Genomic DNA, 13,269 nt, shown 5'->3' on the forward strand with positions numbered 1-13,269 from the left:
CACGCCGACGTAGTCGGAGCACTCAACGTTCTACGGGCCGGGCTGGTCCGTCGCGACGCCAACCCGGCATAGCGAGAAGCCCCCTCATTTATGAGAGGGAGGAGTCACTGCAGCAGTCTCCCTCTCAGCTCGCTCAGCAGGCCTCCCGCCTAGCGAGGCACAGGGACCGAACGTGAGGCGGGGGCGTGCCGCCGGTCCCGGCCGCAACGTTCAGTGTCGTGGAGGACGAGCCCTCACCGCTCTTCCGCGCGGGCTGGGAGTTCGGTACCGGCCGGGTGCTCAACGCTGTGACTGCGTCCCTGCCCCGGGGCGGCGGACGCGTCCGAGACGACGGCGGTTATCCCGAGCGTCCCGAGCGTGATGAGCGCGAACACGGCGAATGCTGTCGGCTTCTTCATGAGGGATCTCCGTGCATATGGGGCTGCGTGTCCGGTCCTTGGATCCTCACAGCCGGCGCATGTCGTCTCCGTTTCCATCGGCCTCCAGGGATGAGAAGCCCATGAGAACCCCCGCGCGCACCTTCGACACGGCATCCGGCTCCCGCCGCAACCTCGACGGCGTCCCCGCGCTGACGCGGGACCGTACATCGCGGCCGACCTGACGTGACTGGCTGATCTGGGGCCGTGGGAGGCGGCGGTCGTAGACATCTCCCGCTCCGCACCAGCGAAACCGTGCAAACACAGGTGCAGCCGGGGCCTGTTGAGGTCAGCGGTGCGCGGCGTTGAGTCGGCCGTCGAAGGCGTTGCGGGTGTCTTGCAACGGCCGGTCGGGGGCCCGTCCCATGCGCGCGGGCGGTAGCGTCCTCGCCATGAATACTCGCATCGCCGTTGAGCGCGCTGAGCGCCTGAAGCAGCTGCACGCCGAGCACCAGCCGCTCGTGCTGCCGACCGTCTGGGACGTCTGGTCCGCGCGGACGGCAGCCGACGCCGGTTTCCGCGCACTGACCGTCGGCAGTCATCCGCTCGCCGACTCCCGGGGGGCCGACGACCACGAGGGGCAGACCTTCGAGGAGGTACTCGCCGCCGTCCGGCCCATCATCGCGGCGGTCGACGTCCCCGTCTCCGTTGACCTGGAGGCCGGGTACGGCCAGGAGCCCGGGGATCTCATCGCCGGACTCATCGAAGTCGGCGGCGCCGGCCTCAACCTCGAGGACACCGTCCACTCGCAGGACGGGCGCGTGCGCAGCACGCAGGAGCACGCGACCTACATCGCCGGCCTGCGCGCGGCGGCCGACGGCGCGGGGGTCCCGGTGTGGGTCAACGGGCGCACCGATCTCTTCCTGCACGCCGAGAATGCCTCCGGCGTCCTCGACGAGGCGATCGAGCGCCTTCGGGCCATGGAGCAGGCCGGCGCCGACAGTGTCTACCCGGTGGGTATCCAGGACGACGACGCACTGCTCGCGGCGGTCACCGCCGCCGTCACCGTTCCCGTGAACTCCACCGCTCATCCCGTCAAGCACGACCTTGAACGCTTCCGCCGCCTCGGCGTCGGCCGCATCACCTACGGGCCGCTGCTGCAATTCGCGATGGCGGACGCGATGAGGGACATGCTCGGGCCGTGGGTGCCCCTGAAGAGCTGATCGAGCAGCGGGGCGCCCCGGGAGCAGGGCGCCCCAGGCTCCGGGAGCGGCTGTTGGGAGGATCCGCTCGTGCGGGGCCAGTTGGAAGAGACCGGGTAGGCCCGGGCCATCGGGGGACCGCTTCTTCTCTCGCGCCGGCTTCGATCCGGGCGGCGAGCCAAGCTGCCGCTGCATGCGGACCTACCACTGTGACGCCTGCGGCCCGGTCATCGACCGGGACGCCAACGCCGCACCCAGCCTCGCCGCCCTCGCGGCGGCCGCAGTACCTGGTAGCGCAGTGGCCGGAGACCAGGACACCGCACAGCCGGTGTCGAAGCCTCGTCGAGCCGACCGCAAGACCCGCGCCGCCCGCCCGAGCCGCATGGCGCAGGCGGGGCGGGCAGCTGGCGCAACCCTGCCGCACCAGCGGCAGACAGAAACGAGAGACCGTCCTCATAGCGAAGCCCCCGCGCTCTGGCAACGAGACGGACCGTCCGGACGGAAGCGCCCGGAATGCTGAGAGCCGCTCGGACTCTGAGCAACAGATGGGCGTGGAACGAGGCGCACGCGAGCCGCGGACGCGGCCAAACCCAATGAAGGGCCGCCCAGCCCCCTCACCCGTCGGTCGTTTGCCGGCTTGACGTCGTATCTTCGGCGAAGGCCGACCCCTTCAGGGCGAGTTGCCGTGTTTCGTAGCGCTCTTCGGTCGCGGCCTCCGCATCGAAGCCGTGTGCGCCGCGCACGGTCGAAGATGCTGTCGTTGGCCGCGTCGTTTTCTGGTTCGGGAGCGTCGAGGGCGGTAATCGGCAGGCCGGGCGCGACAGCAGTGATCATCTTTCTCGTGGTCTGCGCAACGACGGGCCGGGAGCCGGGGCGCGGCCGGTAGGGCGCCCGGTGCGTGAGGTGGCGGGTGCCGGTTGGGTGTCGGAGGGGCCCGGGTCTGCTTCAGCCCGCCCGGGTGGGCGGTGGCCGGAGGGGGCTTTTGGTGCAAGGGCTTCGCTCGTTCGGGGGCGGGCGAAGGTGTCCGAGATTGCGGGAGGTGCCGCCCCGGTCATGATCACGGAGGGTTCCGCTGCAGCGGGGTCTTTCGTCTGTGCAGGAGGTCGCAGTGCTTCTCGTCATCGTCGTCGCCGTTTTGGCTCTGTGCGCAGGGCTGGCGGCGAACCGGTTCCTGCGCCCGCGGTTGCTGCCCGATGACGGTGACGACACGGGTATGGCAGTCAAGGACCTTGTCGGGCCTCTTCTGACCCTGACCGTCCTGCTGCTGGCCTTCGTCCTGGTCACTGCCTCGGGCTCGTACGGCAAGGCCGAGGTCGCCGCGCGGGGCGAGGCCCGCGCCCTGGACCAGCTCACCGAGATCGCCGAGTACACGCCGGCGTCGGAGCGCGAACGGGTCCAGGCCGACGCCATCTGCTACGCACGCGCCGTGCGGACCGCGGAATGGCCCGCGATGGCCGATGGCCGCGGGTCGGACGCGCCCAACGTTTGGTCCACCGACGTCCGCCGCTCCTTCCGCGACCTGGAAGGCAAGCCCGTCTTCGGCATGCTGATCGCCGCGGACAACAAACGCTCCGACGAACGCGAGGAACGCCTCACTCAGGCCACCGCCAGCATTCCCGGCACCATCTTCTGGTTCCTGCTTGTCACCCTCGCGATCACCGTCGTGGCCCTGGCCGTCTGCCTGCCCCGCAAGAACAACCGCGGCCAGCTCATCGCGCTCACGGTGATCACCGCACTCCTGACCACGACGCTGTGCATCATTCGTGACGTCGACCGGCCCTTCGCCGGCATCGTCAGCGTCAAACCCACCGCCATCGCGGAAGTGGAACGCCAGGCCACCCGCGACTTCCTCGCCCACCACCAACCCGCCGACCTCCCCTGCGACAACGACGGCAGCCGCCGCAGCGCATGACCGGCCGGCCCCGGCTCAACAGGGCGGCGGGCACGACCGCCGGAACTCGCATCTCGTGTGGGCGTACCCGGCTTCGGACATCATCCGGGGCATGCCAGAGGCCGTGATCGGGATGATCGGCGTATCGGGCGGGGCGGCAGTTGCCGGGGCTTTTACGGCAGAGGGCGAGCACGCGATGCCAGGCGTCAGGACGAAGCCGATCGCGTCGCGGAGCTCGACCACGCGAGGCTCGTCGCCCTGACCGCTGCCGTGGTTTCGCGAGAGCGGAACTGGACCGGACCGGAAGCCGCGGTTCGGCGCCCGGCCTCGACGGCGGCAGGCGGATCGGACCGTCGGGCGACCCCGGGGGCAGAGGCCCGGAATGATGGAGGCATGGATATCGCAGATCAACTGGTGCGGTCGGCGGGCGACGGCGACGTGAGCGGCGTAGCCCGGCTGCTGGGGCAGGGCGCCGTGGTGGATGCGCCGGATCGTGACGGGCGTACGGCGCTGGACCGGGCGGCGGAGCAGGGGCACGCTGATGTCGTCCGCCAACTGGTCACAGCAGGAGCCGATCTGGGCCAGCCTGCGGGGGAGTACCAGGACGTGACGCCTCTGTGCCTGGCGGCGCACCGGGGGCACACGGCGGCTGTCGGGGTTCTTCTCGATGCCGGCGCCCCCACCGGCGCCCAGGGGCGGCGGGGTTACGTACCGCTGGTAATGGCAGCCACCGCCTGCAATGAGGGGCACCCGGAAACGGTGGACCTGCTGCTGGACCGCGGGGCGGACATCAACGCGGTGATGAAGCACAGGACCGCCCTGGACTGGGCGGTCCGGTTCGGACAGGAAGAGATGGTGCACCGCCTGCTCGGCCGCGGCGCCATCCTCTCGGCCGCCACCCTGGCCGCCTCGCGCGAACACCTCGGATGTCATCCGGAACATCAGCGGAAGACCGACCATCGGCGGAAGGCTGAGCGCATTGCTGCAGTCCTCCTTGCCGTGGATGTCACGCACTGTGCGCCCAGTTCACCGCCGGGTTCCACATTCGGGAGCGCGCCGGCATCCGGTTCGTGCACTCCACCGTGAGCGAGCAGATCAGCAACACGCCGTGGCGGGTCGGCGACTAGACCCAGCAGGTGTACCGGGCGGTGTTCGGGCCGGTGAACGAGCGCTACTGGATCGACACGGACGAGGCCGAGCGGCGCCGGATGATCCTCGACGCGAAGTACGCGGTGATCGGTGTCACCGGCCGCGGGCGAACAGTCGCCATCGACTTCGCCCCGGCGCTGTCGCCGCAGCGTTCCCATCGTCGAGACGCTCCGGCTCGTCGGCCGGCGCCACCCGGTCCGGCTCCAGCCCGATCTTGTGGGGGTGGACGCAGGCCGGAGTTCCCGCGGCCGTGTAGCGGAGGCCGTCGCCGGGGTTGAACGGTGCCTCGCGGTTGGGCCGGTCATAGACCACGAACGCTTCGCGGGGCAGCCGCTTGGACGGGCAGATCCCGCACACCGGCCGGGCCGGGTCGTCAACATCGGGGTCGATGTACGGCGCTTCGTCGTCCATACCGCAGCAGCGTAGGGGAACTGAGCCCACGGCCAGGCCCACCGCCATGGCTGTCACCGACGCCCTGACTACGCTGCACGGCAACCTCTACGTCCCCGCCGCAGCGCCCCGCCGTCTGCGCTCACGGTGAGAGCGTGCTGCGGTCTCGCCCCGCCGAAGCCGTCAGCTTCGTATACTCCGGCCATGCTGGCAGCGCTGTTCGGCAGCTTCCTCGGCACCTTGGTCGGTGCAGCCATTGCGCTGTTTGGTACCTGGCTGGTGGTGAGGGATGCACGGGCGGCACGAAAGGAGCAGATCCAGAACCAGGCGATGTCCGAGATGACGGTCCTGCTGCACCGTGGTGCCCTGCCCGACCACTCGACGTGGGAGGAGCGGGCAAGATTCGCTGAAAAGTTCGCGCTCGCTCTGCTGCAATTTCCGGACGCCGCCCGACGTGCGCGCATGCAGGACTCCGTCGACCTGCTCGCCTTCGCATCCCGCGACGAGCACTACCTGTACGACTTCACGCGGCGCTCCGGCCACGAGATTGCCCACCTGGCGCGGGCGGACTTGAAGCTGTGTCTGGCGAACCGCAACGAGAAGACCGTGCCGACTGCCGCCGTCGCGTGGCGGGAGGAAGTCGAGTCCTTTCGCGCGTTTGAAGACTATGTGGAGCAGGACCTGCGGCGCCAAGAACGCGGCCCTTCTCCCCAGTAACTACCGGGCAGTCATCAGCCCTTTGGCGCGGGGGGCTGGCGGGTGACGTGTACAGGCAGGTCCTGGTGTAATCGAGCGTCTGAGCAGTGTCGGTCTGCCGGTCGGGGAGGGCAGGCGCGCTCCGTGGCCCGACCTGCACTATCCGTCGTGAAGAGCAACATGGCGGCATACACGGCACGTCGGATCTGGCGAAGCCACTGCTCGTGTGTGCTCTTGGTCTGCGCGTCAGCCTGATAGCGGGCGCCACGCAAGGCGATCAGGGCCGCACCCCGGGCTCCTGGGGCGCCAACTGCCCCGCCCCCCAGTGCCCCACGAGCCCTGCAAGTCCAGCGTCCATGACGGGAGTTCCCCTGATCTCAAATGTGCCGCAGGCGCGTTCGAGGGGAGCGGGCGTGCTGGCATGCGGCTCGAGCGGATGTGGAGGAGACGGCAGGGGCTGATCGGCTGCCTCGCTGAGGAGGACAACCGGTCTCGAGAACGTGGGGTTGTCGTCCGGCGGCACAGCTTCCGGCGCCCGGCCGCGTCGGCGCGGGCGCTGCCCGAGTCAGGCCCTCTGCCGGCGGGCGGGGGGCGCTGTCACCAGTACTGGATCATCACTTTGGTGAGGATGACGACCCCCACTCCGATGATGCCGAGGCCGATGACCGTCCCGAACATGTCCTTGCCCGGCTGGGGTTCGGAGGCGGTGGCCTTGTCCGGCTCGTCGCCCGCGTAGTACACGAGCGTGGCATCGCCCGGTTCGCGGCTCGCCGGGCCGCCTGCTTCCTTGAACCGGACGGCCAGGCCGTCCGCGGCCGTGAAGTCGTACTGGTGCCACTGGATGCGCCGCGCCATGTTGTTGACCATCTGGACGGTGACCCAGGCGCGCACCACCCGCCCCTGCGCGGTGAGTCCGCTCTCCCACGCCGTGCGCCGTTGCCTGGTCCGGCTCACGATCGCGTAGGCGGCCCAGAACATCAGCACGATGAGCAGCGGGAAGAGTATGTGGAAGACGAAATCCATGTCGTGGGTACCCCGTACGTGAAGAAAGGAGTGGTGCGTGCGCCGCGTGGCGGACCGTCACGGTGCACGCGGACCCTATCCGAGTGCATCAGGGGCATGACACCTGGGCGTGGGTCAGCAGGTGACGTCCGAGCAGGTGTCCGGACTCGGTCGCCGTGTCGCGCGAACGGCGCCGCAGCGTGAGGGGCAGGGCAGCAGAGGCTGGTGGGGGTACACCCCGGGCCGCCGCGCCACGCACCGGGGGAGTTGAGGCGGCCAGTTGCAGGGGCGCCGGTCGCGTCACCGGGGTCTGGTCAGCGAAGGTACGTCTGCTGCCACTCGATCGAGGTCATGTTCAGCGCGGCCTCGGCCAGGCGCTGCGCGGAAACCGTCTGGAGCATCGCGACGCTGCTGTCGATCCAGGGATGGACGTTCGAGCAGCCCCGCTCGCGGTACTCGACGGCTTGGAGGAGGCATTCGAGCTTGTCCGCGTCGTGCGCGCAGTCACTTCGAGGCTGTCGCCGTTCTCCTACTCCTCCACGATCTGTCGGGCCCCAGCCCGCACTGCGGGGTGCGCGGCCGACACCTGATCCGCGGTCATTCCCAGCAGGAAGCGGATCTCTGTGGCAGTTCGCACGCGCACGTCGATTGTTTCCCGGCCTCCCGTACGAGTCCCCTTTGGCGAACGGACCGTCATTGCAGAGGACCGGTGCCCGAGGTGACAATGCGTTCAGGTGCCGGATGGTCATCCCGGCGAAGTGTTGGAGGCGCTGCTTGTGGACACCGCATCGCGGTGCGCCTCGCCATGCGCGCCAGACGCTGACCACTTCGCTTCGCCCGCCGGCTGACTGCTTCGTGTGCGGTGGGCGCTTCCCCTTATGGGAGACCACCGTCGTGCCCGAAGACTTCTTGACGAGTGATCGCCGTCCTCTGACGGCGGTTCTTGCCGCCAACCTCGTTTCAGTCACGGGGAATTGCCTCACCTACATGGGTGTGCCGTGGTTCGTGCTGCAGAGCACGGGCAGTGCCGCCAAGGTGGGGGCCGTCGCACTCTGCACACTGCTGCCCGTGGTGCTCGCTGCGCTCGTCGGCGGTCCGGTCATCGACCGGATCGGGCGAAGGCGGGTGAGTGTCGCCTCCGATATCGCCTGCGGGATCGCGGTGGCGGCCATCCCGCTGCTGCAGTTCGCCGGGATCCTGCAGTTCTGGATGCTGTGCGTGCTGATGGCGCTGACCGGGCTGTTCCGCTCGCCGGGTGAAACGGCCCGCGGTGTGCTGTTGCCCACGCTCGCCCAACGCGCCGGAATGCCGCTGGCCAGGGCTGCCGGGTTGTACGACGGTGCGGCACGCTGTGCGGCGCTGACCGGATCGGCTCTCGGAGGCGTGCTGATCGCCGTATTCGGAGCCGGGAACGTGCTGTTGGTGGATGCCGCAACCTTCGCCGTGGCCGCGCCGCTGTTCGCGTTCGGGGTGCGCGGCCTGCCTGAGGCCCAAGCCCAGCGGCAGACCGAGCCGGCATCGTGGCGTGCCTACCGCCGTGAACTCGCGGAAGGCTACCGCTTTATGGCGGCCACACCGTTGCTGCTGGGCCTGTGCCTGATGACGCTGGTCACCAGGGGACTCGACCAGGGATGGAGCGCCGTGCTTCTTCCCGTGCATGCCCGTGAGGAGCTGGGCGGTTCCGTGGATCTCGGTGTGCTGAACGCGGCGTTCGGCATCTGCGCACTCACGGGGGCGCTGGTCTACGGGGCGGTGGGCAGTCGCTTTCGGCGGTGGCCCGTGTTCACGATCGCGTTTCTCATCGTGGGCCTGCCGCGCTTCGTGGTGGCCGCCTTCACCGACACCTTCGCTCCGCTGGCCGTGATCATGGCGGTGGAGGGTCTCGCCTGCGGTGTGCTCAACCCCATCATGGCCACCGTGACGTATGAGACGGTGCCCGAAGAACTGCGCAGCCGCGTGCTGAGCGCGACGACAGCCTCCATCCAGCTGGTCACTCCGCTGGGCGCACTGGCTGCAGGCTTCCTCGTGGATTCGGCCGACCTGCCCTTCACGCTGCTGACGGTTGGCGCTGTGTATCTGCTCGCCACGCTCTGCCCGGTGATCTTCGCGGTCTGGAAGCAGATGGACAATACCGGCCCCTCTCATGAGGGGCAGGAGGACTTGCCGCTGCGGAGCTCGGGATCGAAGCGTGTGTAGAGGTGCGGGCCGCTTGTGCCCGGGCTGTCTTCCGCCTGCAGACCGCCGCCCGGAGTTGCCCGACCGCCGAGACGATTGAGAACGCGGAATGGGCGGCGTCGTGTTCACGACGCCGCCCATTCCGTCGGTGCGTCAGCAGCAGATAGTCCCGGCGGAGCTGGTGGCGGTGCTTGTGGTGGAGGCCGGTACGCCAAAACGCGAACGCGCCGCTGGTGGCCACCGGTGTCGCGGGTAAGGCGTCGGCGGTCGTCACCTCCCTATCGACTTCGACTGGCGCGCAGCCTCGAATAGACCCACCGCGACGAGCACGCCGCCGACACACATCAGGACGACGCCGACCTTCGTCAGCGTCATCACGGGGATCTCCACACCACCGGTGAAGAGCCACAGCGCCAGGCCGAGCACGAAGGTGACAACCCCCTCCAGCAGGTTCTTCGGAGCTTTACCCATCGACGACCGCCTCCCAGGGGTGCCAACCAGTGCACGTCACGCTGGCTATGCCAGCCTAGGCACCGGATTGCGCACGCTCCTCACCCTGGCGAACGAAGCCCAAGTACACAGTTCGATGGACGCAGATCAACGAGCAGAACCGACGGCACGGACGCCACCTCAACCGGCGCCATGTCCCTGAGGAGGCAAGAGGCCGGGGCCAACTCACCTCGGCGAGAGCGGTTGGCGGGGGTCAGGGCGAATAACGCTGCAGGGTGAGGCGCAGCGGAACAGGCGCGCGGTGCTGCTATGCGCAGCGCTCTGCGGATGATGGGACGGGCGCTCCGGAGCCCGCCCTTCAGGAGTCGTTGTCGAGTTTCTCCACTACGCGGACGGAGATCTCGGCCAGGGTTCGCAGCTCCGTCTCGGTGAGCTGGTCCAGGAAGAGGGAGCGGACGGCCTCGACGTGGAGGGGGGCGGCCGCGGCGATGGCCTCGCGTCCCGCCTCCGTGATCACCGCGAAGGCGCCGCGCCCGTCCTCATGGCATTCCTCCCGTTCCACCAGTCCGCGCTTGATCATGCGCGTGATGTGGTGGGACATGCGGCTCTTCTCCCACTCCAGGGCGCGGGCAAGGTCCTGGTAACGCCGGCGGCCCTCGGGTACGTCGGTCAGGTTGACCAGGACCGCATAGTCCGCGGCCGCCAGATGGGATTCGGTCTGCAGCAGGTGGGAGAGGCGGCCCATCAGCCGCTCATGCAGCCGGACGAAACACCTCCATGCGTGTTGCTCCTCCGCCGTCAGCCAGTTCACAGGGTCCGTCACGGGGGCGAGTGTAGTGAACTGGTTGACGCGTCATCGGACCGGCCGGGTGCAGGCGCCGCCGCCGCGGCCCGGGCTGCGTTGTCCGGCCGGGCGGGCCACGCGTGGGGCGGGACAGCGGGCGGCACTCCGCGGTAGCGGGACCGCCGCGCCGGCCTCGCTGTTACGCCCCGGCGGTCTGGGCGGTCGGGGTGTTCAGGAGTTGCTGTTCCCAGATGGTCGCGATGCCGGTGGCGCCCGCGTGCGCCAGGGCCGCCGTCTGGTCCTCGGGCGTGATGAGGTCGGTGCGGGCCCAGTCGCGCTGCCACTCGCCCATGATGGCCAGCCAGGTGATGGGAGTGACCCCGGCCTGGATCATGCGCTGCACCGCCATGTCGTGGGCCTCGGCCGACACGCCGCCGGAGGCGTCGGTGACGGCATAGACGTCGAAGCCTTCGCCCGCTGCCTGGATGGCGGGCATGGCCACGCAGATCTCGGTCCACAGCCCGGCGATGAGCAGCTTCCTGCGTCCGGTGGCCTTCACGGCATCCACCACCTGCGGGTCCTGCCAGGTGTTGATGAAGGTCCTGTTGATCGGTTTCTGGTCGGGGAAGACGTCCTGCAGCGGCTGGATCAGCAGGCCGCCGCGGTCTTCGACGACGGTGGTCAGGATCGTCGGGACGCCGTATCCCTTGGCCGCCTTGGCCAGGCCCACGACGTTGTTGGTGACCATCATCGGCTCGTGGCTGTGGAGGTTGGCGAACTGGTACGGCTGGTGGTCGATCAGTACCAGGACGCTCTCCTCGGGGGTCAGCAGGGCGTCGAGGCCAACCTTCGGCGACGTACTCACAGGGATCTCCTCGGGAGTGCGGGGCGCGCATGAACCAATGTGGTTGACGCGTCATCTTTCTATATGACACGTCAACTACCTGTCCAGTGGCGGCTGTTCCGGGACGGCGCGGGCCGTGAGTGTCCGTCCCGGAACCGCAGCGGCGCCGTCGCGGATGGTCAGCCGCAGCCTGCTTCGCCCTGACGGCAGGGCGCCTGACGGTCAGTGACCCCTTACCGGCTCGGGCCGGGATCGCACGCCACCGATCGTCGCGCCCGCTCGCAGGGCTCTCGCTGCTCGCCGGTCCGCCGCGTGTTCTGGTGGTGTGCGCCTTGGCCCTTGTCGGGCAGGCGGAGGCTGCCGTTGCCGCCGGAGCTGTGGGCGCTGCTGTCACCAAAGGCGCCCGGGTGACCGTCATCATCCGCCGGTAGCCGAAGGGATCGGGAGTTCCCGACGGAAGCTCGCCTGCGCTTCCGGCGGCCGGACAGGGGGCCAAGGCCTGTCCCGTGTGCGGCCCGGGAGTCGGGTGAAGGTGCGCTCGCCCCGACTCCTGTCACATCTGAACCGGCTCAGCCGTCCTAGAGGCGGAAGTGCCCTGCCGGCTGTTGTCTGAGACCCCTGGAGCTGAGCCCCGTGACCGTTGCCTATGTCGTCGTCGCCGTAATGACCATCGCGTACTGCCTGTTCTCGGCGGGCGCCGATTTCGTGCGTTGGGAGCGTGTCGGCGTCGCCATGGACGCGGCGGGCGTGCCTCGGTCGTGGATGCCCTGGTTGGGAGTTCCCAAGGCGGCGGCCGCACTTGGACTGCTCATCGGCTTCTGGATACCGGTGATCGCCGTAGCTGCGGCGGCCGGTCTCGTTCTCTTCTTTGGCGCCGCCATCGTGACCCACTTGAGAGCACGCGACTACTCCTTCGGTCTGCAGTACCCGTTCCTTCTGCTGGCCATCGCCACCCTGGCCTTGAGCGCTGTTGTCTGAGGAGCGCCCCGCAACCGCCGGCCACAGGCGAGGTCTTGCTATGGCTGGCGTGATCGGCCTGTGCGGCAATTCGGGCCCACTGTGACGTCGGCTCAATCGCCGGGCTGGGTAGGCTGCGCTCGTAGGGAACACGGGGCGTCTTGCGGCCGGTGGGGGAGCGGCCCGTCAGATGTTCGTGTGTCCGGGAGCGGCAGGCCGGGATGAGACGGGGAGCTGATGGCCGCAATTCACGTGACAGTGTGGGATGAGACCGGGGGCGGGGGCGTCCCCGTGGTCTTCGCCCACAGCATTTTCACCTGGGGCAGCGATGAGGCGTACGGCTTCGCGGCCCAGCGGCCGCTGGCCGACCGCTACCGCCTGCTGCTGGCGGACCGCCGGGGCTACGGCGCCAGCCCCGACACCGAGCGCAGCGACTTCGACACCGACGCCGACGACCTGGTGTCCCTGCTGGAGCGGCAGGACGCGAGGGCGCACCTGGTCGGTCACGGCAACGGAGGCCTGGCGGCCATGCTCGCCGCCGGGCGCCGCCCGGACCTCGTACGGTCCCTGACGCTGATTCAGCCCTCCGCGTTCTCCGCGGCTGCCGGTCACCCGGTGGTCGAGGCCATGCTGGAGCGGGTAGGGGACAGCGCGGCGGTGCCGGATTCGGTGACGCCGGAGCAGTACCTGCGCGCCTCGACGGAGGGCCTGGGCATGCCCATGCCCGACGCCACCCCGCAGCGCCTTCGGGCCGTGGCCACGTCGATGCGCGAACGTCCCGTGTGGGAAGCGACCGTGCTCCTGGAGCCGCTGCAGGCCGCGCCGTGGCCGACGCTGGTGATCTGCGGAACCTGGCAGGACGCACCCGAGACATACCGCAGGTACGCGGGCGAACCGCTGATCGCCTGCGCCGAATCCGTGGCCGACGCCGTCGACGCCCGACTGCTGCTCGTCCCCGGCTACTACCCCCACACCCAGCAATCCGCCACCGTCAACGCCGCCTTGCGCGAACTGTGGGGATAGCGGCGCTGACAAGAGCCGTGGCAGACGACCAGACCGCATAAGCATCCGTGGATGCCGCCGCGCCGTTCCCGGCGCATCGGCAGGCAACAGAATCCGTGCCGCCAGAGGCGTGTTGGACCGTGGCCCTGTGGGGGTAGGCCGAGGCGGGCACGGTCGGCCGGGATGGCAGCGGTCATGGGGGCCCGCTGGGCGTGCGGCTGGACCCGGGCTGCCCGGCCCCGACCAATTAGAAGTCGAGGGCGTCGAGCATCCGGGCGAGTGCGCTGGCCTTCAGATGATGACTGCGGCAGCAGTATCGGCGCCTGCGCCAACGCCTGGTCTGCTCGACCCGCTCCCCGCACCAGTTGCAC

General features: G+C 69.3%; 13 protein-coding genes. 7 read left to right on the forward strand and 6 right to left on the reverse strand.

Annotated features, from left to right (window positions below; all coding sequences use genetic code 11):
* Window positions 1–233: 233 nt before the first annotated feature.
* Complete coding sequence (locus ACWFR3_RS06165) at window positions 234–398, reverse strand: hypothetical protein (RefSeq protein WP_453733370.1); 165 nt, start codon at window positions 396–398, stop codon at window positions 234–236.
* A 410-nt stretch (window positions 399–808) separates the two neighbouring features.
* On the opposite strand from ACWFR3_RS06165, the gene ACWFR3_RS06170 reads away from it, so the two are divergent.
* The 3 genes from ACWFR3_RS06170 (at window position 809) to ACWFR3_RS06180 (ending at window position 4,535) form a co-directional block, all read left to right on the forward strand.
* On the forward strand, window positions 809–1,579 hold the full coding sequence (locus ACWFR3_RS06170; RefSeq protein WP_453733371.1) for an isocitrate lyase/PEP mutase family protein: 771 nt from the start codon (window positions 809–811) through the stop codon (window positions 1,577–1,579).
* Window positions 1,580–2,666: 1,087 nt separating this feature from the next.
* Window positions 2,667–3,470, forward strand: a complete 804-nt coding sequence (locus ACWFR3_RS06175) for a bestrophin-like domain (protein WP_453733372.1) — start codon at window positions 2,667–2,669, stop codon at window positions 3,468–3,470.
* A 372-nt stretch (window positions 3,471–3,842) separates the two neighbouring features.
* Window positions 3,843–4,535, forward strand: a complete 693-nt coding sequence (locus ACWFR3_RS06180) for an ankyrin repeat domain-containing protein (protein ID WP_453733373.1) — start codon at window positions 3,843–3,845, stop codon at window positions 4,533–4,535.
* A gap of 156 nt (window positions 4,536–4,691) precedes the next feature.
* On the opposite strand, the gene ACWFR3_RS06185 is transcribed toward ACWFR3_RS06180, so the two are convergent.
* Entirely contained in the window at window positions 4,692–5,009 is a 318-nt protein-coding gene (locus ACWFR3_RS06185) for a hypothetical protein (protein ID WP_453733374.1), read from the reverse strand.
* 183 nt (window positions 5,010–5,192) lie between these two features.
* On the opposite strand from ACWFR3_RS06185, the gene ACWFR3_RS06190 reads away from it, so the two are divergent.
* Entirely contained in the window at window positions 5,193–5,705 is a 513-nt protein-coding gene (locus ACWFR3_RS06190) for a hypothetical protein (RefSeq protein WP_453733375.1), read from the forward strand.
* Between the two features lie 576 nt (window positions 5,706–6,281).
* Here ACWFR3_RS06190 and ACWFR3_RS06195 read toward each other — a convergent pair.
* Entirely contained in the window at window positions 6,282–6,707 is a 426-nt protein-coding gene (locus ACWFR3_RS06195) for a hypothetical protein (RefSeq protein ID WP_453733376.1), read from the reverse strand.
* An 873-nt stretch (window positions 6,708–7,580) separates the two neighbouring features.
* Here ACWFR3_RS06195 and ACWFR3_RS06200 point away from each other — a divergent pair.
* Complete coding sequence (locus tag ACWFR3_RS06200) at window positions 7,581–8,882, forward strand: MFS transporter (RefSeq protein WP_453733377.1); 1,302 nt, start codon at window positions 7,581–7,583, stop codon at window positions 8,880–8,882.
* 249 nt (window positions 8,883–9,131) lie between these two features.
* On the opposite strand, the gene ACWFR3_RS06205 is transcribed toward ACWFR3_RS06200, so the two are convergent.
* The 3 genes from ACWFR3_RS06205 to ACWFR3_RS06215 all read right to left on the reverse strand — a co-directional run bounded on the left by ACWFR3_RS06205 (window position 9,132) and on the right by ACWFR3_RS06215 (window position 10,960).
* Window positions 9,132–9,332 carry a DUF5708 family protein gene (locus tag ACWFR3_RS06205; RefSeq protein WP_453733378.1) on the reverse strand — a complete coding sequence of 67 codons (201 nt, stop codon included), beginning with the start codon at window positions 9,330–9,332 and terminating at the stop codon, window positions 9,132–9,134.
* A 337-nt stretch (window positions 9,333–9,669) separates the two neighbouring features.
* Window positions 9,670–10,134 carry a MarR family winged helix-turn-helix transcriptional regulator gene (locus tag ACWFR3_RS06210; protein WP_453733379.1) on the reverse strand — a complete coding sequence of 155 codons (465 nt, stop codon included), beginning with the start codon at window positions 10,132–10,134 and terminating at the stop codon, window positions 9,670–9,672.
* 160 nt (window positions 10,135–10,294) lie between these two features.
* Window positions 10,295–10,960: a hydrolase gene (locus ACWFR3_RS06215; RefSeq protein ID WP_453733380.1), complete on the reverse strand. Its 666-nt coding sequence runs from the start codon at window positions 10,958–10,960 to the stop codon at window positions 10,295–10,297.
* A 612-nt stretch (window positions 10,961–11,572) separates the two neighbouring features.
* Between ACWFR3_RS06215 and ACWFR3_RS06220 the strand changes: the two genes are divergently transcribed.
* Both ACWFR3_RS06220 and ACWFR3_RS06225 read left to right on the forward strand, forming a co-directional pair.
* On the forward strand, window positions 11,573–11,917 hold the full coding sequence (locus ACWFR3_RS06220; RefSeq protein ID WP_453733381.1) for a DoxX family protein: 345 nt from the start codon (window positions 11,573–11,575) through the stop codon (window positions 11,915–11,917).
* Between the two features lie 216 nt (window positions 11,918–12,133).
* Window positions 12,134–12,919, forward strand: a complete 786-nt coding sequence (locus ACWFR3_RS06225; RefSeq protein ID WP_453733382.1) for an alpha/beta fold hydrolase — start codon at window positions 12,134–12,136, stop codon at window positions 12,917–12,919.
* Window positions 12,920–13,269: the final 350 nt, after the last annotated feature.

The sequence above is a fragment of the Streptomyces sp. NPDC055189 genome, assembly GCF_053606765.1.